The following is a 20,248-nucleotide window of genomic DNA, read 5'->3' on the forward strand; positions in this document are numbered from 1 at the left end:
GCCCAGACAAGAAAGAGGAAACCCGGCATGATCAAGGCCATCACCTTTGACCTGTGGGATACCATCGTCGATGACGATTCAGATGAACCCAAACGCGCCGCACAGGGCCTTCGCAGCAAAAGAGACGAGCGCCGTCACATTCTCTGGACTGCCCTGAATGAAGTCGAGCCAATTGATCTCGCAACAGTGACACTGGCCTATGACGTCGCCGATGCCTCTTTCAACATTGTCTGGAAAGAACTCTTTATCAACTGGACCGTTGATCAGCGTATCCGCGCTATACTGAACGGTTTGGGACGCCGCCTTCCAACTGACCTTTTCAACCGTGTTGTCAAAGATACAGGAGATATGGAGGTCAATATTCCACCAAACGCCATTGAAGGCGTCAAGGAAGCTCTGGCAGACCTGGCCAGTCGCTACAAGCTCTGCATAGTCTCCGATGCCATTGTTACCCCGGGAACCGGCCTGCGACGCATTCTGGAACAATACGATCTGAAACAATATTTCAGCGGCTTTGCTTTCTCTGATGAAGTTGGCCATTCCAAGCCCCATCGCAGCATGTTTGATTCCGCCGCGAGCCAACTTGGCGTCCAGGTCGAGGAAATGCTGCATATCGGTGATCGGGATCACAATGATATCAAGGGACCTCACGCGCTGGGCATGAAAGCCATCCTTTTCACAGCGACACGCGATGCCGACAAGGGGCACACCACAGCCGATGCGATTGTCGAACGCTATGCAGATCTTCCTGCTGCGATTGATCGTCTGGCCGCAGCCAGTAAATGAGCCCTGTAAAATAAGCCCTGTCACTGACGTTATAAACCGACGACCTCATTCGGAGAAAACCCCGATGCCTCAAAACCCACGTTTCCTCGTTGTAGACGGTTATGCCAAAGAAGGCCGTGAAGGCCTGCGCGAAGGCGGTGCCTCCACCGCCGGCGATCTCTATGTCAAGATGCTCCAGCAGCAAAGCCCCGGCGCTCATTGCGACATTCTCTATCCGGCAGATCCCGGTGCCTCCCTGCCGACAGGGGCCAGTCTGGCGCAATACGATGGCATTGCCTGGACCGGCTCCAGTCTGACCATCCATTCCGATGATCCCAAGGTTGTACCCCAGGTTGCCTTTGCCAAGGCTGCCTACGAAGCCCAGATCCCGAGTTTTGGCAGCTGTTGGGCAGCCCAGATTGCCGTGGTTGCTGCTGGCGGCCGCTGTGCCGTAAATCCCAAAGATCGTGAAATGGGCATTGCGCGCAAGATTGCCTTGACCGCCGAAGGCCGCGCCCACCCGATGTACGAAGGCAAAAAAGCAGTTTTTGATGCTTTTATCAGCCACGATGACGAGATCACCCACCTTCCTCCAAACGGACAGATCCTCGCCTCCAACGACTGGACAGCTGTTCAGGCGGTATCTGTTACCCATAAAGGCGGAGCCTTCTGGGCCATTCAGTACCACCCGGAATACGACCTGCATGAGATGGCCCGGCTTTGTTATTGCCGGAAACAAAAGCTGGTCGACAAAGGCTTCTTTCTCAACCTGGATGATGCCCAGAAATATGTAGACATGCTCGAAGCCCTGCACCAAGATCCAAGTCGAAAAGACCTCTGGTGGCTGCTGGGTATCGACCATGACATCATGAACGCCGATATCCGTCAGGCCGAGGTTAAAAACTGGATCGAACGGCTTGTCATTCCGACCATGGCACGCAGAAGATAACCGCTGCAGATCGCACCCTGCAAAATCAGGTCTGTAGCTCCGCAAGAGAGACAGGCCTGATTTTATGAGCACTGCAAAATCAACTCCCGCTCCCCGCGCCTGGCAACGCATGCTCAGTGGTCGCAGATTGGACTTGCTGGATCCCTCCCCGCTGGATGTCGAGATTCAAGATATTGCCCTCGGCCTGTCTCGCGAGGTTCGCTGGAACGGTCAAACCACAGGGGAATGGGGCTACAGCATTGCCGAGCATTCCCTGCTGGTAGAAGAAATCGTCGGCCTGCTTAAACCCGACGCCAGCAAGGAAGACAGGTTGGCGGCGCTTCTCCATGACGCGCCTGAATACGTCATAGGAGATCTGATCACTCCCTTCAAGTACGCTATTGGCAGCAGTTACAAAGAACTAGAACTTCGCCTGATGGAAGCCATTCACGTCAGCTTTGGCTTGCCTGCCAATCTGCCCGAACGCCTGAACAAACTGATCAAACGCGCGGACCGTATGGCCGCCTACCTCGAAGCCACCCAGCTCGCCGGTTTCAATGACCGCGAAGCCAGCAAGATCTTTGGCAAACCAAGATCACTGCCGAATATCAGAATAACCCCCATCCCCCCTCAGAAAGCCCAAGAAACTTTTCTGAAACGCTTTAGACAGCTTTACTGAACAGGTAAAATCAGGTCACCCTTGGCAAACAACGGTTTTTCACGACCTGAAACACTGCTGGCCCACAGATCACGATAGCCATCGCGTACAGCAGAACAATCGGCGCGTTGTATCGAGGAATACTCACCGAAACAAAAGCGTTAAATCCAACCATAAAGAAAAAGGGATAGGCAAAAAGAAGCAGGGGCCCCACTCCGGTCATTCTTTTGTAAAGAAAGAAGGCCGGGATCATGAAGAAAACACCAATCAAACCCAGATATTTTGCTACCCACATCCCGCGCAGAGCCAAAGAAAAGGTGACAAAAATGTGTTTGACCAGATCACCTAAAATATAGTCATTCACCAAAAGACTGACACGTTCTTTATCCGTCTCGGCTGCAGCATAAATGGTAGAGCGCAGAACAGAGTTGCCATAGCGGTAATACCCGTCAGAAGCCCCGAAATCGAGTTTCTGGTACAGGGCTGGATCAAATAGCGTTTTGCTCAGGGAATCTCCAAAATCCGGAAGCCAGTATATAAAACTGGCCGCATATTCTGACCAGCTCATCATGTTATAGGCGACACGTTCCGAAAGTATATACGAACCGTAGCCCGCACTGACACCGAAAACATCAAAATAGTACAAATTACGGAACATCCAGGGGATAACCAGAGACAAGAACGGTATCATAAAGACAGCCGTTTTCATCAAAGTCGCAACAGGTTTCCCCTTCATAACAATCCACCAGTACAAGGGGATTACGATAATGAAGGAATATACCAGATACAAATAAGATGGTCGGGTCAGAACAGATAAAGACAGTCCCAACCCCATAAGAAGGAAAGCCCACAAGCTATCCCTGACACGTGCAGCATAAGATAAAGAGGCCACAAACCCCATAAACCCGAAGAAAGCCCACGCCTCGGTAATAAGCCAGTCCGTGTATTCGGTCAGTCGTCCAGCAGCCAGAATAAGTACCATCACCCCAAAAGAGAGGCCGTATTTCCCCGACATAAAGAGGCACGCGAGGAAGCTGAAATACACTGTCAGTGCAACAACAACTGCCTGCACAGTATAAACAGCAGCCAACCCACCAACATCACAACCATCTGATCTAGCGGCATAACATTTTAATGCCACCTCAACAGCAGGATCAGCCTGCATCATAAGATTCAGAAATGCTGGATAGAAAGGGGCGACAACGATGCCATTACCCCACGTCTTTTCGATTGGAGTAACCGAGAAAATTACTGCCCGGTCAGCATAACCCAAGGCATCAGCAACTGGTTCTTGATACCCTGTTCTCATCATTTGGATAAAAACCACTGTCAGGCAGATCAGCAAAGGAGCAAAGAAAATTGCTTTCCCCGTGATGGCGGGCATAGAAAACCACTTCACTTTCCCCCTCCATCAACAGAGGAATTGTCTTTTAAAGCTGCAGAACGTCGAATTGTCTGTTGCAAGGGAATGCGCGGTTCATTCGTCATATCAAAATTCAAAGCAGATAAAATTAATTGCAAACCACCGATCATTGGCAGGGCGGCAAGCATCACCTGCCCCGGTGTGGCTTGTAGTCCTGAAAAAGAAGACAGATACCAATGCCAGGCACCAAACAAGACACCAAAACAGACGAGCAAAGGTCCCAGTAAAAATTCGATGGACGCAAGACTGAAATCTCTAAGCAAATAGCTATAAACAAACCGTTTTGAGGCGTTTCGTAAATGTCCCGCCAAAAAAGGAAAAACAATCTTGTGAATTTTCAAATTCGATACTTCGGTACCGTATTTCGCTTCCATTGGAATATCCTGAACGACTGCACGGGCAACATTCAGTCTGAACAGCATGTCACTTTCAAAAAAATAGTTGTTCGCAATTTTTGAGGAATCAAGCAAAGCAAAAACGGAAAGATGAATGGCAACATATCCATTCGTTGGATCCATAATCCGCCAGTAGCCTGAAGAGAATTTGTTTAAAAAACCCAATATTGCATTTCCGAAAACCCGAACTTTCGGCATTTCGAGTATGCTTCGGCTATCCCAGAAACGATTACCTTTTGTATAATCTGCTTGGCCAGAAATAATCGGATTTATGAACAAGGGGATAAGCTGGGGATCCATCTGCCCGTCCCCGTCAATTTTCACAGCTATATCATGCCCGGCCCCTAACGCGGCCCCAAACCCGGTCAACATTGCCCCACCAACACCGCGATTTTTCTGGTGCCTAATAACTGTTACACGTTTATCCCGGCTGATACTTTCTATGAAATCTCCAGATTTATCAGGACAGGCATCATCAACACAAAAAATTTCATTTACCAGATCAGGAATCGCTTCCAGTACCTGCTGGATATGGGATTTGACCTGATAACAGGGGATAACGACCGCTATAGAAGTCTTGGATATAGCTTCCATCATTGAAATACTCTTAAATCTCTTTCAAAGAAATAACGGCAATCCCTGCCATTATAAGAACCGTGCCCACAACATTTGGCCAGCCCAGACTCTCCTTGAAGATATAAGAGGCAGCAACAGGCACAATCACGAAAGCCAGAGCCGTAAAAGGATAAGCAAAATTCAGGGGCACAGTCCGCAAGATCCACACCCAAACCAATGTTGCACCAGCATAAAGTGTGATCGCCACAATGAGCCAAGGGTTAAAAAGTTCCAGCAGTCCCCCGCTCCAGTTAATCTCCATTGACGCTTTTTTGAACAGCAATTGTCCCAAAGACATAACCAACGTGAAAAGAACCAAGATCAAGATTTTCATGCTATAACTTTTCACTAATAATATGTTCCATTACTGGCCACCACCTGGATCAGTCGCCAACAACCCCAACCTCCGGTTCTTGATATAGGTATAATCATCGCATCACAATACCTGACACTATCGCGGCATAAACAGCATTTCACTTTTCTGATGAACCGGGAAAATACCTAGACAATTCAAAGGCCATTAAGGATAGTTCAGGGCAGGACATTGATCAATCACGCTTATGGATTTAACCTTTGGAATTCTCTCCAGTACACACAACTCTCAATTTGATCAGCGAATACTCTAAACTCTTTAGTCTTTGTTTTTCGAATGCTCGCCATCTTACCGATACAAATGAAGCCAGGAAATATCTGCAATGGCTCTATAGAGACAATCCTGAGGGAAAAGTCGTTGGTTATGATGCCTGGGAAGGGGATACCCTGGCAGCCCATTACTCCACTATTCCTGTAAACTGGTCTTTCTCCGGGAATTGCTACAAAGGACTACTATCTCTCAATACGGCGACCCATCCTGAATTTAGAGGAAAAGGCCTATTCACCCAACTCGCGGAAAAAACCTATCAAGCCGCTCAAAGCCAAGGATATGATTTTGTCATCGGTGTCGCCAATCACAACTCAACACCAGGCTTTCTCCGCAAACTGGGTTTTTCCCTTGTAACACCTTTACAAGCACGCATTGGTCTTGGAGCGCTACCGACAAGGACCCGCGAATATTTACAAACATCACCTTCACTCACTCGCCATAATTGGAATGAAACATCGCTTAGCTGGCGCCTTTCCAATCCCAACAATCCGGGATGCATCACGGGATCTAACTCGCAACTTGCCCAGATAGAAGCACCTACAGACAAACCATTTTTCAATGCATACGCAGAAATCCCACATCAAGGAAACACCATCGACTTCCCCAAGTCTGGCTTTGGTTTCAGGTTAATGTTAGGAACATTACCGGAGAACCTCTCCTGGGGGGGGTATCTGCCAGTGCCTGACAAATTGAAGCCATCTCCGTTAAATTTGATTTATCTTCCCCTGCAGGGAGATAATCTACAATTGAACAATCAACAGCTATATTTTAACTTTCTTGATTTTGATGCTTATTAATAAGGCCATATAACATTGTTACACGTCTTTCTTTTTTCTCATCAGGATGATGAATTTGGCGTTTTCAAAGTCATCGAAGACCTAAAAGACAATCTTGAAAATGCTCATTTTATCTACCTTACTTCGGGAACTTTTGACGGCAATCTTTCTGCTTCCCGCAACAAGGAAAGTCTTAATGTTCTCTCTAAATTTGGCATCACTTCCGAACAGGTACATTTTATAGGGGGCCAGCAACAAATTGCAGACGGACAACTCTATAAAAATATTTCCGCAGCAGAGAATACACTTCACCATCTTTTCAAAAAAATTGGCGTACCAAACACATTATATATCCATGCTTGGGAAGGTGGGCATCAAGATCATGATGCTGCTCATCTCCTTGGCTTAGCTTTAGCAACGAGATATAATTGCCTGAAAAACACCTTCCAGTTTTCTCTTTATAACGGTTACGCTCTCCCATGGATTTTTTACAGGGTTTTAACCCCTATTTCTCACAACGGCGAAATTATTAAGATCCGCATATCTTGGAAAGAGCGTTGGCGTTACCTAAAGCATTGTTGCAGTTACCCCTCACAACTTAAAACCTGGATTGGCCTTTTTCCCTTCACTCTTTGTCACTACCTATTTGATGGACACCAAAAACTACAGCCTTGTTCTCTAGAGCCTATTATAAAAGCACCACACGAAGGCACCCTTCTCTATGAAGCACGGAAAGTAACGAGCTATGGTGAATTCAGTGAAAAAACCACAGGGTTCATTCAAAAACTTGTTAAAGAGTCCAAAGAACAATAATAAGGCCCTTCATATAGTTTCACTCAAATGACTCTCTTTGTGATTCAACGGCATATTCTCTGACAAAATTCCTCGGCAACCTTGTGGAACTCCTTGACGACCCTCAGGTGCCGACGGCGTTTGAGGGTCAACATATATTCTGTGGTTTCCAGTTGTGATTCTTCAACATCGAACACCTGAATTCGGTTGTCTGCGGGAAGTTCGTGAGAGGAAACAATACCCAGTCCGAGGCCGGCGGCAACAACTTCCAGCAAGGTTTCTCTGCTTTCGACCTCCATTACTGGAGTAATAGAAACCCGGGCTTTTTTACAGGCGGCCTCGAACACCTGCCGGGTGAGGGATTGCGGTTCCCGCCAGATCATCCTCTCCCCGACAAGCTCTGTTAATTTCAATGTCTTTTTCCCTGCCATGGCAAAGGGATGATCCCGCTGACAAAAAACCACGACATTGTGGGTGTTAAAGGGTAGAGCCTCTACCAGCGGATTTTCCTCCCAACCCGTCTGCATTGCCACATCAACTCTCTCACCAAGGAGATCAGCCGTAACTTTCCGGGAGTTGCCAATCTTCAGATCAATATGCACAGCCGGAAATTTCTTCTGGAAAGCAGCAAGGATCGGCACAATAAAATAAGGACTACCCGCAGCAATACGCAGGTTACCCCTGGTCAGAGCCCGGGTAGCGGAAAGCAGTTCAGAAGCCTCAAGCTCAAGGGCAAAGATCTGCCGGGTCAACACCGCCAGATCGACCCCGGCTTCTGTTAATTCCACCCCTTTACTGCCACGCCGGAACAAGCCGGTCTCATAGCTTTCCTCCAAGGCCTTGATGTGCGCCGTCACTGCGGGCTGACTGATGGACAATCGTTCCGCAGCACGGGTAAAGCTGCCTTCACGGGCAACAGCATTAAAAGCGCGGAGTTGGGAAAGATTCATCTGCGATATAATCTTTAGTTATGAAAGGGATAAAAAACTACGATTAGAATTATATCACTTTTGTCCTCATACTCCAGAACAGAACACACCCGCTCTCGCATCATTTCATGCAAGGAAAAGTCCATGTCCACTTCCCGCCCTGATGTCCACACCACCCCACAGGGAGCCGAAGGCGACGTCAATCACTCGCCCCGGCGCAAGGACTGGCATGTCAGAAATATCGACAGCGGCGCGAAAGAGCTCCTCGACCGGGACCAGAAAGTCTTCCTGCACCAGTCGGTTTCCACACCCTGCCTTTCTGTCATCCGCAAGGCTGAAGGCATCTGGATTGAAGACAATCGTGGCCAACGTTTTATGGATTTCCACGGCAATAACGTCCACCACATCGGTTATGGGCACCCGCGCCTGAAAGACGCGATCAAAAAACAGCTGGATGACCTGCCCTTTGCCCCCCGCCGTTTCACCTGTGACCCGGCGGTAGAACTGGCGGAAAAGCTGATTGAACTGGCCCCGGGGGATCTGGGCAAGGTTCTCTTTGCCACAGGCGGGTCTGATGCCATCGAAATCGCTCTAGCCTATGCCAGGGCCAAGACCGGACGTTTCAAGACCATCTCCTTTTGGGATTCTTTTCACGGTGCGGGTTTCGGTGCCCGCTCGATCGGGGGCGAGGAAATGTTCCGCTCCGGCCCCATAGGCCCATTACTCCCCGGTACCGAGCATGTTCCTCCCTTTGGGGATTATCGAAATGCCTGGGACGTACGCGAGGGATCAGCCGATCTCTGTGCCAACACCATCCGTTACGTACTGGAAAAAGAAGGTGATATCGCCGCTGTGATCGCCGAACCTACCCGGGCCGTTCCCTACATTGCCCCTCCCGGTTTCTGGCAAAAAGTGCGACAGGCTTGTAACGATCATGGTGCCTTGCTGATCTTCGACGAAATCCCTACAGGCCTTGGCAAAACCGGCAAGATGTTTTCCTGCGAACATGATGACGTGGTGCCGGACATTCTGGTGGTAGGGAAAAGTCTTGGCGGCGGTATCTTGCCTATTGCGGCCACACTCTGCCGACCTGAACTGGATATTGCTGACAAATATGCCTATGGACACTACACCCACGAAAAAAATCCGGTAACCACCCGCGCCGCCCTGACCACGCTTCAGATTATTGAAGATGAAGGACTGGTCGAGAATGCCGCCACGGTTGGGCATTACGCCTTTGAGCGTTTGCAGGAAATGATGACCCGCCACCCCCTGATCGGCGATGTCCGGGGACGGGGCTGCCTCTTCGGGGCCGAACTGGTGACAGATCGAGACAGCCGTTCCCCCGCCAATGACGCCGCAGATATGGTGCTCTACCGTGCGCTCGATAAAGGCCTGAGCTTCAAGACCACCATGGGCAACGTCCTGACCTTCACCCCGGCACTGGTAACCACCCAGGCTCAAATGGAACAGGCGATGAACATAATTGATGAAAGCCTGGCAGAAGTGGAAAAGGAGTTGGGGTATTGCTAGAACAAAAACATGAAACCATTGCTTCGATCATGAGATGATCCTAGCCTGAGGGAATGAATACTATCCGATATCGACGCGCCAGTGAGGCCGACTTACCCGAAATTGTTACGCTGCTTGCCGATGACCTATTGGGAGCAAGCAGGGAAGATAGTTCTCTTCCTCTCAACAAGGAGTACATCTCGGCTTTCAAAGCGATAGAACGCGACCCCAATCAATATCTGGCTGTGGTGGAACTGGAAAACGTGATTGTCGGTTGTTTGCAGTTGAGCTTCATTCCCGGCCTCTCGCGTCAGGGGATGTGGCGCGGGCAAATCGAGAGTATACGTATTGCAGCAGATCATCGCGGCAGCGGGCTGGGGCAGAAGATGTTCAACTGGGCCATTGAGCAGTGTCGGGCACGCGGTTGTGAACTGGTCCAACTGACCACAGACAAGTCTAGACCTGACGCCATAAGTTTCTACGAAAAACTTGGTTTCAAAGCCAGCCATGAAGGTATGAAACTGGCATTACAAACCCGTTGGCCTGCACACTCCCACCAGTCCCAAAGCCAGTAGATCCAGGAAAGAAGCCCTAAAAAGAAACCCATAAAAAAATGGGGGCATTAAAAGCCCCCCTGTTTCTTGTAGTTACTTTGCCTTATCCACGAATGGCCTGCTCCAGATCTTCTTTGAGATCTTCGACGTCTTCCAGACCGACAGAGATCCGCAAGAAGCTCTGGGTAATCCCGACAGCCAGTCTTTCTTCTTCACTCAAACGTTGATGGGTGGTTGAAGAAGGGTGTGTGATCAGGGTTTTTGCATCGCCAAGATTGTTGGAGATGTCCGCAACCCGCAAACGGTTAAGAACTTTGAAAGCCGCTTCCTTGCCCCCATCAAGCTCCAGACCGATCAATGTACTGCCCTTACCTGACATCTGGGCCATTGCCAATTCATGCTGGGGATGGGATTTCAGGCCGGGATAGATAACTTTCCTGAGGCCAGGCAAGGTCTCAAGATGGCTCGCCAGAGCAAGGGCATTGTCACTCATGCGATCGACCCGCAATCCAAGCGTCTCGAGTCCCTTAAGCATGGTCCAGGCATTGAACGGGCTCATGGAGGGGCCGGTATGGCGGTAAAAATCTTTCAGGTGATCTGCGTCGAATTCCTTGCTGCAAAGGATTGCGCCTCCCATGCAACGCCCCTGACCATCAATATGCTTTGTTGTGGAATAGACAACGATATCTGCGCCGTATTCCAAGGGTTTTTGCAGCATCGGTGTCGCAAAAACATTGTCTACAATCACCAGGGCCCCTGCTGCATGCGCCATATCACAAACCGCCTTGAGGTCAATGATATCCAGAGCGGGATTGGAAGGCGTTTCTACGAGAACAGCTTTTGCGCCCTTTGACAGGGCAGATTCCCAGGCTTTCAGATCGGTACCGTCGACAACTTCGGTCTCCACCCCGTATCGAGGCAGAAGTTCATTGAGAATATAGAGGCATGAGCCAAAGAGCGCCTTGGCTCCAACGACCCGATCCCCTGCCTTTACCTGGGACAAAAGAGCAGCATTAACGGCGGCCATACCACTTGCCGTCCCGCGACAGACTTCAGCGCCTTCCAGCAACCGCATCCGTTCTTCGAACATGGAAAGCGTCGGATTGGCATAGCGGGAATAGACATAGCGCTCGCGCTCTCCATTAAAGGCCTGCTCGGCCTCTTCTGCAGAGGAATAGACATAACCGGAATTGAGAAACATTGCTTCGCTGGTTTCATCGAATCCGCTGCGCATGAGCCCGCCACGCACCAGTTCTGTCTGGGGGCGAAGCCTGCCTGCTGAAACCTTTGAAGTATTATCCGTCATCTTTCTCATCCATATCATTATCCAGCCAATTCAGGCTGAAGAGTCATAAACAGCCATTAAGCTGCTTTCTTCTGAGGAAACCTTTCCTCAGTTCTGTTTCCAGGGAAGACCGGATGCTTTCCATCCGGCAATTGCGCCACGATGACCACTGGGATCAGGGGGACCTTCAAAACCCTGCTCGATATTATAGCAGTTTTTAAACCCTGCAGCGGTCAGTGCAACCGCTGCCGAAACAGACCGTACACCCGAGCGGCAAAGCAGGTAAATGGCTTGATCTTCCGAGGTTGCCAGCTCCTGGATTGCCTCGACAAAGTTAGGGTTCACCTGCATCTGTGGATAGACCTGCCACGACAAACAGTGAACCTGTTTTCCCGCAGCAGAAAGATCTGGCACACCGACAAACTGGAATTCCGGGATCGTCCGCACATCGACAAGAATGGCGTTCTGATCTTCCTGCAAGGCTTTCCAGGCGGTCGTAACTGATACATCACCCGCGTAATCCTGTCCCATATAACCTACTCCTTCTTCCCTGAGCCGCTTATTAATATGGAGAATTAGGGATTTTAAAACCTTTTTCGACCAATACTTATCTCAAATACTTATGATTTGGGATTCTGGTATGTCTGACTTAGAAGAACTTCGCCAAAGAGTAGAAGCCGCCGAGGGACGTTTTGGTCTCCTTGCAGATCAGCAACAAGGTTATAGCAAACGCCTGATTGCCCTGCTCAATGTCACAGAGCAAAAAGACCAGGTGATTGAGAAGTTAGAGGGCGAAAATGAACAGCTTCGTTCCATGCTCTTCTCTCTCCTGCAAGCGATTGAAAGCGGAAACACCAGCGATACTCTGCACGATATGGATGCCCGAATTTCAGCAATGACCGGAGAAACCCTTGCAATTACAGCAAAAGAGACCACAGAGACCGGTGATGAAGTTCAGCAGCTGGAAATCGACGATCCGGAAGTCCCAGAGATTGCTGACGCCCCCGATTCCGCCGAAGAGTTCGAAGTAACCGAAGAAGAACCTGCCTCCGAAGAGCCAACTGAGAGTACTCCAGATCAGGATGAGACACCCGCTCTCGAAACGGATGAAAGTACAGATAATCTCGCAGATGAAACCACTGACGATGACATGCTGGTTTCTGAAAATGGCGAAGAGGACGATGCGGAAGAAGACGATTCCAATGACTTCGCTTTGGAAGACGACTCTGAAGATGCCCTGATTGCCGAGATTGCAGAGAATCTCGAGGAAGTCCTCCCCGAGGACTTCGCAACCGAGGATTCTGAAGAGGCCAGTGAAAATTCTGTTTCTTCTGAGGAAGCGGACGACTCTTTTGAAATTGCAGATATGGAGCTTGAAGACGCTGAACTTGAGGATGCTGATCAGGATGCAGAACTGACTGCTGAAGCAGAAAGTGAAAATGACGACACCGGAGATAACGGCACTGGGGAGGATGATGCTGGTGATGATGATACTGCAGAAAACCTCTCGGACAGTATCGACAGTTTTCTTGAGAAAAATGCCCAGGACGACGAAACACCTCCTGCCAAACCGGAAATCGAGGATATCATGGAAAGAATCAGCAAGCAGGCACTGGCACAGAATGACTGACCTCATCAAGAGTGCTCAGGCTAATGCTGCTTTACACTGATTGAGTTCTTTTATCCCAGAGCCAGACTCCAGAGCCCGAACAACGTGATCTCACATTTTCTTAAGCTGTACCTGCCTTCGGTGTTTTTATTATCGGCTGCAGTATATCTTGCTCTCTATCCTCAAAGTTACCCTGCACCGGTCTCCCTGCTTCTGGAGAGCGCACCCGTCGCTTTGCCTGTTTTCGGGGCAAGTATCTGTTTCTGGCTTAGAAAATCCAATCCTGTCTTTGCATTTTCCCTTGTTGCCATCTTCGCCTACTTTGTCGATGTTCTTTCAGCAACACAGACTGTCGCCGTCTATATAATCCTTCCCCTCTGCTGGCTTGTCCTGGCATTGAGTGAAGAACGTGGCCTGTTAACTCCTTCCGGGTTCACGAAGGCAGCCAGCCTTGTGGTTCTTGCCCTTATCATTTTTTCTCTCGACTATCCTGCCGGTGACCTCGGGATCTTTGCTAATTTCTGGATTGATCTTCACTACGTCCTGCACTGGCGCCCCGGTTGGGGGCCTGGATTGGCCCTGCCTGCTTTGGCGTTGGCGACTTTCTCACTGGCAACCCTTCTTCTGACTGTACGTCTGACAAGAAAACATCGCCCTTTGGATGCAGGCTATCTCGGTGCGCTGATCGCCCTTTTTGGCAGTGGCCTGCGTCAAGGGGATCAGGGTGCCACAGCCATTTTCCTGATCCTGATCTCCCTGCTTCTGATTCTGGCCCTGTTCCAGGAATCTCATCGCATGGCCTTTCTCGATGAACTGACAGGGATACCCGGTCGTCGCGCCCTGCTTGCTGATATGAAGAAGCTTGGTCGTCGTTATTCTCTGGCCATGGTCGATGTCGATTTTTTTAAAAAATTCAACGACAACTATGGCCATGATGTCGGTGATCAGGTGTTGCGAATGATTGCTTCTCGTCTCAGCCAGACTGGGGGCGGCAGTCGGGCCTATCGCTATGGCGGCGAGGAATTTACACTGTTGTTTCCAGGAAAGGATGCAAAAGAAGCCATCGACTACCTTGAAGAAGTCAGAGAGCGGATTGAAAAAACGGCTTTCGTCGTCAGAGGACAGGATCGCCCCAACAAAAAACCCAAAAGAACGGCAGGACCATCCGGAAACAAGCGGGTCAAGATTACCGTTTCAATTGGCCTTTCCGAGCGCAAAGACAAACAGGATGAACCAGAGGACATCATGAAGAATGCGGATCGGGCCCTATACAAAGCGAAGGATAAAGGTCGCAACTGCGTTATCCGAAACTGAAATCACTTCTTTACAGTAATGCCTTGGTAAACACCACTTGAGCCACCCGAAGATTCTCCTGTCGCGCATCAAAACTGTTTATACAGGCACCAAGATAAAACTCCCACATACGGGAAAATTTTTCATCATATCCCTCCGTCGCCAGTTCACCTTTTGCCCGGCGAAAGCGTTCGCGCCATAGCCGGAGGGTTCGGGCATAGTTTTTGCCCTCATGACTATAGACAGCTTCGACATTCAGGCCTGCCTCTTCTGCGGGACGGATCATTTCGGAGATGGCCGGAATATAGCCGCCAGGAAAAATGTTCTGGTCAATCCAGCGGCTGGTGGTATCAGATTCTCGCCTGACAATACTGTGGACAACAGCCCGCCCGTCTTGTTTCAGCAGACGAAAAATCGTGTCAAAAAAAATCCGATACTGTGTAATCCCCACATGCTCATACATACCGACAGAGACAATCCGATCATAACAAGCCGTCTGCCCTTCCTTGTGTTGTCGATAATCACAGAGTTCATAAAACAGCTTTCTCGCCTTTTTCTCGCCGATTTCTTCTTTTCGCAGGTTCGCCAGTTCGAACTGTTCATGAGAGAGCGTAATCCCGGTAACCTCAGCATCACTGCGCAAAGCGATCGCACGGGTTAACCCACCCCAGCCCGAACCGATATCCAGAACAGTCCGGGTTTTGTCATCCAGCCCCAGTCTCTCCAGAGTGATGCGTACCTTGTTTTTTTGGGCTTGCTCCAGATCATCGCTTTCTTTCTCAAAAAAAGCGCAGGAATAGAACATCTCGGGATCCAGAAAGGCGCGATAGAGCCTGTTACCCAGATCATAGTGATGACGCACCCTGTGACTGGACAGATCGACAGGGCTGTATTGCCGCAAATGGAAGAACTTCTTTTTAATGCGCGAGATCATCCCACGAAGGGTTTTACAGGGAGCCTGTTTCTCATTCTCGAGCAACAGGAAAATAAGCTCTTCCAGCTCTCCTTTTGTGACCCGCCACTTCCCCGCGACAAAAGCATCCGGCAAGGAAGGATCAGGTCGAAAGAACAGCAACAGCACATTTTTCAGAGGTGGCAATGACATACCACAAATATTCCCGCTGCCATCTCCCAACTCGACAACATTCCCCTTGGGCAAGGTCACCTCGAGTCGGCCGCTCCGGACAATTTTTGAAAGCAACCATAGCGCCAAAGACGACCCAGGGCCGTCACACGCAGCATGTTTGAAAAACCGATTTTCCTGCAGAAAGCTCATCACCTTGGACCTTCCTGAAAATATACCCGGGATCAGGTCACCTGGGAGACATTAAATCAGGTGCCCCAAAGATCGAAAACTACGTTTTATTTCAGAGGCACCGCCAGAATTAAGGAAAGCCTTTTTCAGCTGCCCGTCAAACAGGGAATATCCCCTTGTTTAGCTGGCAGTATAAACTGAAATCAATCCGGGAGTGAAGACAGTCCGTTTCCGATGTCCCCTGGATCAGCCATAATAAAAGACAAAAGGGACGCAGAAGATAAGTCAGCCTCTGCGTCCCTGTATCTCTCAAGAACAGATCGCCCCTGTTCTGTCAGTGCGTTTCAGTCGTGCCCATTTAACAGTGTGGCATCACTGTCATCAATCGGTACACCGGGTGTATTTTTCGAAGTCCGGATTACCTGAATCGTCTGGACGGTTGCAACATGTGGAGCCGCCGTCAGCTTGCCAGTCAACTGATTTTCATGCGCGGTGTTCCGGGCCACCAGCTTGAGTACAAAGTCGTTCGAGCCACGGGTCATGCTGCATTCGCGCACTTCTGGCCATTCCTTCATATAACTCTCGAACTCCTGAAGCACCTGTTCCGATTGGCCGGACAAACCAACCAGAGCATAAAAAGCAACTTCATACCCCAAGGCCTCTGCCTCAAGTTCCGCATGATATCCCTTGATATATCCAGCTTCTTCAAGGGCCCTGACCCGCCGAAGGCAAGGTGGTGCGGAAATTCCCGCACGTCGGGCGAGTTCAACGTTTGTGACACGTCCGTCTTCCTGAAGATCCTGAAGGATACGAAGATCAATACGATCTAGTTTTACGCGGCGCATACAAAGGTCCTGTTTACTGATTTCCGGTAACACCCCGAAGCTTACAAACCATTTATTTATAAGCTTTGGAGCGAATCGATGAGATTTGGGTAACAATATTACCCGCAGCGCCCGCAAGTTCAAGGCGCATTAAAGAATTATTCGTGTGCTTTATCACCGCAAAACATTCTTCAACCGGGCTTTCCCTTGCACAGATCAGGATCTGGCGCGATATTCCACCTGTCATGAATCAGACCGAAAAACCACTTACCTGCTGGGTAATCAGTGATGGGCGCGCCGGGATCCAGGTACAGTGTACCGGGCTGGCGGAAGCTATGGGCCTTGAGCCCGTTATCAAAAATGTCGAAATGGCCAAGCCCTGGAAGTGGTTGCCTCCTGCACTGATACCTCTTCATCCTGCGGTTTATGGCAATGATTTTCCAACGTCTCAAGACATCACGACACCAGATGAATGGCCAGACGTAACCATTGCCTGCGGACGTCAGGCTGCTATTTTCAATGCTCTTGTACGCGAGAAAAGCCGTGGCAAAACTTTTGCCATTCAGGTTCAGGATCCCCGCATTTCTTCACGACACTACGATCTGGTCATTACCCCCGAACATGACACCCTTCGCGGCGACAATGTCCTTCTCACCACCGGCGGCATCAACCGTGTGACCCCAGCCCGGCTCGAGCAGGCAAAAGCAGATCTCGCACCAGAAATTAACGCACTCCCCCGACCTCGGGTTGCTGTGCTTGTCGGTGGAAAAAGCAAAGCCTATCGCCTGACCGAAACCATCGTGCAAAAACTGGGCGTACAGCTTCACCAGCTGCAACAGGACAGCGGCTGTAGCTTTCTCGTCACGACCTCTCGCCGAACCGGAAAAGAGCATACCGCTCATCTGAGACAGGCCCTCGCCGATCTTCCCGCTTTCTTCTGGGATGGCACGGGCGACAATCCCTACTTTGGTTTTCTGGGCAGTGCCGATGCCTTTATCGTGACAAGCGATTCTGTGAATATGGTCACTGAGGCTGCCTCAACCGGAAAGCCGGTCCATGTTGTTGAGCTCGAAGGCGGTAATAAAAAATTTTCCCGCTTTCATCAGCAGCTTAAAGACAAGGGCATCATTCGTGACTTCACCGGCACACTAGAGCATTGGCAGTACCCCCCTTTGTCGGAAAGCAAGAGAATCGCAAAAAAGGTCCTCGAAAGGCTTGCCCGGCACAAAGAAGTCAGAAATCTCGTCGATCAAGCCAGAACCTGAAAACTTTGGAGAATTCGACTTTTTGCGACAAAAGTTCGTGAACCTCCTCTTGAAGCGACACGCAAGTCTCTCTATTTTCCAAAATTCATTAGACCGATTCCCGTGGGGCTGCCCCACGCCATAGAGAAAGATTTCAGATTATGTCCGAAACCCACCGCTCCAAGGTACTGATTATTGGTTCTGGCCCTGCGGGTTATACAGCAGCAATCTATGCTGCCCGCGCCAATCTTGAACCGATACTGGTCCAGGGATTGCAGCCGGGTGGACAGCTGACAATCACCACAGATGTGGAAAACTATCCCGGTTTTGCCGATGTGATCCAGGGCCCCTGGCTGATGGAGCAGATGCAAAAGCAGGCAGAACACGTCGGCACCAAGATGCATTTTGACATCATCAATGAAGTTGACTTCTCCAAGCGTCCTTTTGTTTGCACTGGCGATAGTGGCAACAATTATATTGCCGATACGGTCATCATTTGCACAGGCGCACAGGCCCGCTGGCTCGGACTTCCCGGGGAAGAAACCTACAATGGGCGTGGTGTATCCGCTTGCGCAACCTGTGACGGATTTTTCTATCGTGGCAAGGAAGTGGCCGTCATTGGAGGCGGCAATACGGCAGTTGAAGAAGCCCTCTATCTGGCGAACATCTGTTCAAAGGTAACCCTCGTCCATCGTCGCGATGCTTTGCGCTGCGAAAAAATTCTTGAAGACCGCCTGCTCAAACACGAAAAAATCGATATTCAGTGGAACCAGGTTGTCGATGACGTTCTCGGCACCGCGAATGACGGCGTTACCGGCCTCAAGCTGAAGAACACGCTCAACGGAGAATTTTCGGAACTCGCTGTTAATGGCATGTTTGTCGCCATTGGACATGATCCGGCGACAGCTATCTTCAAAGGCAAGGTTGAAATGGATGCTGAAAATTACATCCTCACAGCCGCTGGCACCGTCAAAACCAATATTCCCGGGGTTTTTGCAGCCGGTGACTGCGTTGACAAGATTTACCGCCAGGCTGTAACAGCGGCTGGCATGGGTTGCATGGCTGCATTGGAAGCCGAACGTTTCGTTACAGAGCAGGAAAACAGCTGAATTTTATCTGATTCCGACCAAACAGTGGAGCCTTACAGGTCTCCACTGTTTTTTTTTGCATAGCTCAAAGCAGGCATGATTTGTTAAGAACCTCTGCCTAAAGTATTATGAGCGCAATTTAACGAATCGCTGTTGCGGCACAACGCACGGAAAATTAGGGAGAACTGTCTTGCCAGAGGGCTCAAAACGCCGGGGACGTCTTGGGGCAACCATCATGGACTGGGACAAGTTGCGGATTTTTCATGCCGTGGCTGAGGCAGGCAGTTTCACACACGCCGGTGAACAGCTGAATCTGAGCCAGTCTGCCGTCAGCCGCCAGATATCTGCCCTGGAGGACAGCCTCAAGGTATCCCTGTTTCACCGTCACGCCCGCGGTTTGATCCTGACAGAGCAGGGAGAGCTGCTCTATCGCACTGCGCATGATGTCTTTGGCAAGCTCGCCATGACAGAAGCGCAACTGACCGAGAGCAAGGACCGCCCCAAAGGCCCTCTCAAAATCACGACGACAGTCGCCTTTGGCTCAACCTGGCTCGCCCCGAGACTGCAGGAATTTATCGAGCTCTATCCGGATATTCAGGTTCACCTTGTCCTCACGGATGCGGAACTGGACCTTTCCATGCGCGAAGCTGATATCGCAGTGCGTTTGCACCCCCCACGTCAGGCCGATCTGATTCAAAGACATCTTCTTACCGCGCAGATGCACATCTATGCCGCGGTCAGCTATATCAAGAAACACGGTATGCCCCGGACTGTTGAAGATCTCTCGGCACACCGAATCGTTGTCTATGGGGATGATTCACGCCCACCGCTACCGGATATCAACTGGTTACTCCGGGTCGGCACCAAAGGTGGGCACATGCGCACGCCCTCCATGACCATCAATAATGTCTACGCCATCATGAAGGCCCTGAGATCAGGGGCCGGACTTGGTGCCCTGCCAGATTTCATGACCCAGGAAACCAGCGACCTGGTACAGGTTCTTCCCGAGATCGAAGGGCCACAGTTTGATGCCTACTTCGTCTATGCCGAAGAGATGCGCTCCTCAAAACGCATATCGATCTTCCGTGATTTCCTTCTGCGCAAGGTCGCGGAATCCAAATTCTAAGACTTAATTAACCAATATACTGATTTTTATCATTATATAACAACTAGTTAAAAGCTATGCGCCCAATGCATATCGGCACTGTAATAATGTAAATCGACATCCCCGGAAAAAACGCTACATTCATGTCATCAGATGTTGCTATGCAATATCTTATACAGATTGACTGTTGAGCCATGCTCCGGTTGGTCTGTTTTTCCAGGCTTCGGCCTGGAGGGTCTTCGGACCCCACGTCTTCCCAGACGTGAAGCCTCCCTGTTCAACTTGCCGGGCCTTCGTGGCCCGGTTTTTTTTTGCCTGGCCCGTTTCGCACCTGTCACGTCCACTCAAGGCGTTCTTCCTCAAACGTACTTCTTCAAATAGACTCGCCCGGCAAAGCAACAGTATGTTCTTCCTGCCTGCGCCAGCTTTCCCCAAACACCAGGAGATAAAAAAGGGGCGCTGATACTAAAGCGTTTTGCTTTTGATCTGAATCGGTTTCGGGATTCCCAAAAGCGGTATTCTATGATTCACTTTCGGGAGGAGGTGTTTCATGGG

The 20,248-nt window shown here is 50.0% G+C and carries 20 protein-coding genes; 12 read left to right on the forward strand and 8 right to left on the reverse strand.

Annotated elements, in window-relative coordinates; genetic code table 11:
* Positions 1–27: 27 nt before the first annotated feature.
* The 3 genes from O4H49_RS08935 (at position 28) to O4H49_RS08945 (ending at position 2,372) form a co-directional block, all read left to right on the forward strand.
* Positions 28–786, forward strand: coding sequence for an HAD family hydrolase (locus O4H49_RS08935; protein WP_269423070.1), 759 nt, complete (start codon positions 28–30; stop codon positions 784–786).
* A gap of 64 nt (positions 787–850) precedes the next feature.
* Positions 851–1,714, forward strand: a complete 864-nt coding sequence (locus O4H49_RS08940; RefSeq protein ID WP_269423071.1) for a type 1 glutamine amidotransferase — start codon at positions 851–853, stop codon at positions 1,712–1,714.
* Between the two features lie 64 nt (positions 1,715–1,778).
* The gene (locus tag O4H49_RS08945) at positions 1,779–2,372 is read left to right on the forward strand and encodes an HD domain-containing protein (protein ID WP_269423072.1); all 594 of its coding nucleotides are present in this window, start codon (positions 1,779–1,781) and stop codon (positions 2,370–2,372) included.
* A 10-nt stretch (positions 2,373–2,382) separates the two neighbouring features.
* On the opposite strand, the gene O4H49_RS08950 is transcribed toward O4H49_RS08945, so the two are convergent.
* From O4H49_RS08950 to O4H49_RS08960, 3 genes are read right to left on the reverse strand one after another with little or no spacing between them, the layout of a single operon-like run.
* Positions 2,383–3,750: a hypothetical protein gene (locus O4H49_RS08950; protein WP_269423073.1), complete on the reverse strand. Its 1,368-nt coding sequence runs from the start codon at positions 3,748–3,750 to the stop codon at positions 2,383–2,385.
* Positions 3,747–4,766: a glycosyltransferase family 2 protein gene (locus O4H49_RS08955; protein ID WP_269423074.1), complete on the reverse strand. Its 1,020-nt coding sequence runs from the start codon at positions 4,764–4,766 to the stop codon at positions 3,747–3,749. The genes O4H49_RS08950 and O4H49_RS08955 overlap by 4 nt, the downstream gene beginning before the upstream one ends.
* Before the next feature lie 10 nt (positions 4,767–4,776).
* On the reverse strand, positions 4,777–5,118 hold the full coding sequence (locus tag O4H49_RS08960) for an EamA family transporter (RefSeq protein ID WP_020591152.1): 342 nt from the start codon (positions 5,116–5,118) through the stop codon (positions 4,777–4,779).
* Between the two features lie 239 nt (positions 5,119–5,357).
* Here O4H49_RS08960 and O4H49_RS08965 point away from each other — a divergent pair, with 239 nt between their 5' ends.
* Both O4H49_RS08965 and O4H49_RS08970 read left to right on the forward strand, forming a co-directional pair.
* The gene (locus O4H49_RS08965; RefSeq protein WP_269423075.1) at positions 5,358–6,224 is read left to right on the forward strand and encodes a GNAT family N-acetyltransferase; all 867 of its coding nucleotides are present in this window, start codon (positions 5,358–5,360) and stop codon (positions 6,222–6,224) included.
* A gap of 15 nt (positions 6,225–6,239) precedes the next feature.
* Positions 6,240–7,016 (forward strand): PIG-L deacetylase family protein, encoded by a 777-nt coding sequence (locus O4H49_RS08970; RefSeq protein ID WP_269423076.1) that lies wholly within the window; start codon positions 6,240–6,242, stop codon positions 7,014–7,016.
* Positions 7,017–7,060: 44 nt separating this feature from the next.
* Here the strand turns inward: O4H49_RS08970 and O4H49_RS08975 are convergent, their stop codons facing one another.
* Entirely contained in the window at positions 7,061–7,945 is an 885-nt protein-coding gene (locus O4H49_RS08975) for a LysR substrate-binding domain-containing protein (RefSeq protein WP_269423077.1), read from the reverse strand.
* A 123-nt stretch (positions 7,946–8,068) separates the two neighbouring features.
* On the opposite strand from O4H49_RS08975, the gene O4H49_RS08980 reads away from it, so the two are divergent.
* Together O4H49_RS08980 and O4H49_RS08985 are read left to right on the forward strand one after the other, a co-directional pair.
* The gene (locus tag O4H49_RS08980) at positions 8,069–9,457 is read left to right on the forward strand and encodes an aspartate aminotransferase family protein (RefSeq protein WP_269423078.1); all 1,389 of its coding nucleotides are present in this window, start codon (positions 8,069–8,071) and stop codon (positions 9,455–9,457) included.
* A 53-nt stretch (positions 9,458–9,510) separates the two neighbouring features.
* Entirely contained in the window at positions 9,511–10,011 is a 501-nt protein-coding gene (locus O4H49_RS08985) for a GNAT family N-acetyltransferase (RefSeq protein WP_269423079.1), read from the forward strand.
* An 82-nt stretch (positions 10,012–10,093) separates the two neighbouring features.
* On the opposite strand, the gene metZ is transcribed toward O4H49_RS08985, so the two are convergent.
* Positions 10,094–11,305, reverse strand: a complete 1,212-nt coding sequence (gene metZ / locus O4H49_RS08990) for an O-succinylhomoserine sulfhydrylase (RefSeq protein ID WP_419715216.1) — start codon at positions 11,303–11,305, stop codon at positions 10,094–10,096.
* Positions 11,306–11,383: 78 nt separating this feature from the next.
* Positions 11,384–11,806, reverse strand: a complete 423-nt coding sequence (locus O4H49_RS08995; protein ID WP_269423081.1) for a rhodanese-like domain-containing protein — start codon at positions 11,804–11,806, stop codon at positions 11,384–11,386.
* Positions 11,807–11,915: 109 nt separating this feature from the next.
* Here O4H49_RS08995 and O4H49_RS09000 point away from each other — a divergent pair, with 109 nt between their 5' ends.
* Both O4H49_RS09000 and O4H49_RS09005 read left to right on the forward strand, forming a co-directional pair.
* Positions 11,916–12,905: a hypothetical protein gene (locus tag O4H49_RS09000; RefSeq protein ID WP_269423082.1), complete on the forward strand. Its 990-nt coding sequence runs from the start codon at positions 11,916–11,918 to the stop codon at positions 12,903–12,905.
* Between the two features lie 84 nt (positions 12,906–12,989).
* The gene (locus O4H49_RS09005) at positions 12,990–14,198 is read left to right on the forward strand and encodes a sensor domain-containing diguanylate cyclase (RefSeq protein ID WP_269423083.1); all 1,209 of its coding nucleotides are present in this window, start codon (positions 12,990–12,992) and stop codon (positions 14,196–14,198) included.
* Between the two features lie 10 nt (positions 14,199–14,208).
* Here the strand turns inward: O4H49_RS09005 and O4H49_RS09010 are convergent, their stop codons facing one another.
* Both O4H49_RS09010 and O4H49_RS09015 read right to left on the reverse strand, forming a co-directional pair.
* Complete coding sequence (locus O4H49_RS09010) at positions 14,209–15,453, reverse strand: SAM-dependent methyltransferase (RefSeq protein ID WP_269423084.1); 1,245 nt, start codon at positions 15,451–15,453, stop codon at positions 14,209–14,211.
* A 323-nt stretch (positions 15,454–15,776) separates the two neighbouring features.
* Complete coding sequence (locus O4H49_RS09015; RefSeq protein ID WP_269423085.1) at positions 15,777–16,277, reverse strand: Lrp/AsnC family transcriptional regulator; 501 nt, start codon at positions 16,275–16,277, stop codon at positions 15,777–15,779.
* Between the two features lie 143 nt (positions 16,278–16,420).
* On the opposite strand from O4H49_RS09015, the gene O4H49_RS09020 reads away from it, so the two are divergent.
* The 3 genes from O4H49_RS09020 to O4H49_RS09030 all read left to right on the forward strand — a co-directional run bounded on the left by O4H49_RS09020 (position 16,421) and on the right by O4H49_RS09030 (position 19,714).
* Positions 16,421–17,521 carry a mitochondrial fission ELM1 family protein gene (locus O4H49_RS09020; RefSeq protein ID WP_331283751.1) on the forward strand — a complete coding sequence of 367 codons (1,101 nt, stop codon included), beginning with the start codon at positions 16,421–16,423 and terminating at the stop codon, positions 17,519–17,521.
* A gap of 140 nt (positions 17,522–17,661) precedes the next feature.
* A complete protein-coding gene (gene trxB, locus O4H49_RS09025; protein WP_269423086.1) occupies positions 17,662–18,609 on the forward strand; it encodes a thioredoxin-disulfide reductase in 948 nt (315 codons plus the stop codon).
* Positions 18,610–18,823: 214 nt separating this feature from the next.
* The gene (locus O4H49_RS09030; RefSeq protein ID WP_020591136.1) at positions 18,824–19,714 is read left to right on the forward strand and encodes a LysR family transcriptional regulator; all 891 of its coding nucleotides are present in this window, start codon (positions 18,824–18,826) and stop codon (positions 19,712–19,714) included.
* Positions 19,715–20,248: the final 534 nt, after the last annotated feature.

This window comes from Kiloniella laminariae (assembly GCF_027214005.1).
GTDB lineage: Bacteria > Pseudomonadota > Alphaproteobacteria > Kiloniellales > Kiloniellaceae > Kiloniella > Kiloniella laminariae_A.

Coding starts and splice junctions, on each gene's coding strand:
- O4H49_RS08935 (WP_269423070.1), top strand. CDS start 28: ATGATCAAGGCCATCACCTTTGACCTGTGGGATACCATCGTCGATGAC.
- O4H49_RS08940 (WP_269423071.1), top strand. CDS start 851: ATGCCTCAAAACCCACGTTTCCTCGTTGTAGACGGTTATGCCAAAGAA.
- O4H49_RS08945 (WP_269423072.1), top strand. CDS start 1,779: ATGAGCACTGCAAAATCAACTCCCGCTCCCCGCGCCTGGCAACGCATG.
- O4H49_RS08955 (WP_269423074.1), bottom strand. CDS start 4,766: ATGATGGAAGCTATATCCAAGACTTCTATAGCGGTCGTTATCCCCTGT.
- O4H49_RS08960 (WP_020591152.1), bottom strand. CDS start 5,118: ATGAAAATCTTGATCTTGGTTCTTTTCACGTTGGTTATGTCTTTGGGA.
- O4H49_RS08975 (WP_269423077.1), bottom strand. CDS start 7,945: ATGAATCTTTCCCAACTCCGCGCTTTTAATGCTGTTGCCCGTGAAGGC.
- O4H49_RS08980 (WP_269423078.1), top strand. CDS start 8,069: ATGTCCACTTCCCGCCCTGATGTCCACACCACCCCACAGGGAGCCGAA.
- O4H49_RS08985 (WP_269423079.1), top strand. CDS start 9,511: ATGAATACTATCCGATATCGACGCGCCAGTGAGGCCGACTTACCCGAA.
- metZ (WP_419715216.1), bottom strand. CDS start 11,305: ATGAGAAAGATGACGGATAATACTTCAAAGGTTTCAGCAGGCAGGCTT.
- O4H49_RS08995 (WP_269423081.1), bottom strand. CDS start 11,806: ATGGGACAGGATTACGCGGGTGATGTATCAGTTACGACCGCCTGGAAA.
- O4H49_RS09000 (WP_269423082.1), top strand. CDS start 11,916: ATGTCTGACTTAGAAGAACTTCGCCAAAGAGTAGAAGCCGCCGAGGGA.
- O4H49_RS09010 (WP_269423084.1), bottom strand. CDS start 15,453: ATGAGCTTTCTGCAGGAAAATCGGTTTTTCAAACATGCTGCGTGTGAC.
- O4H49_RS09015 (WP_269423085.1), bottom strand. CDS start 16,277: ATGCGCCGCGTAAAACTAGATCGTATTGATCTTCGTATCCTTCAGGAT.
- trxB (WP_269423086.1), top strand. CDS start 17,662: ATGTCCGAAACCCACCGCTCCAAGGTACTGATTATTGGTTCTGGCCCT.
- O4H49_RS09030 (WP_020591136.1), top strand. CDS start 18,824: ATGGACTGGGACAAGTTGCGGATTTTTCATGCCGTGGCTGAGGCAGGC.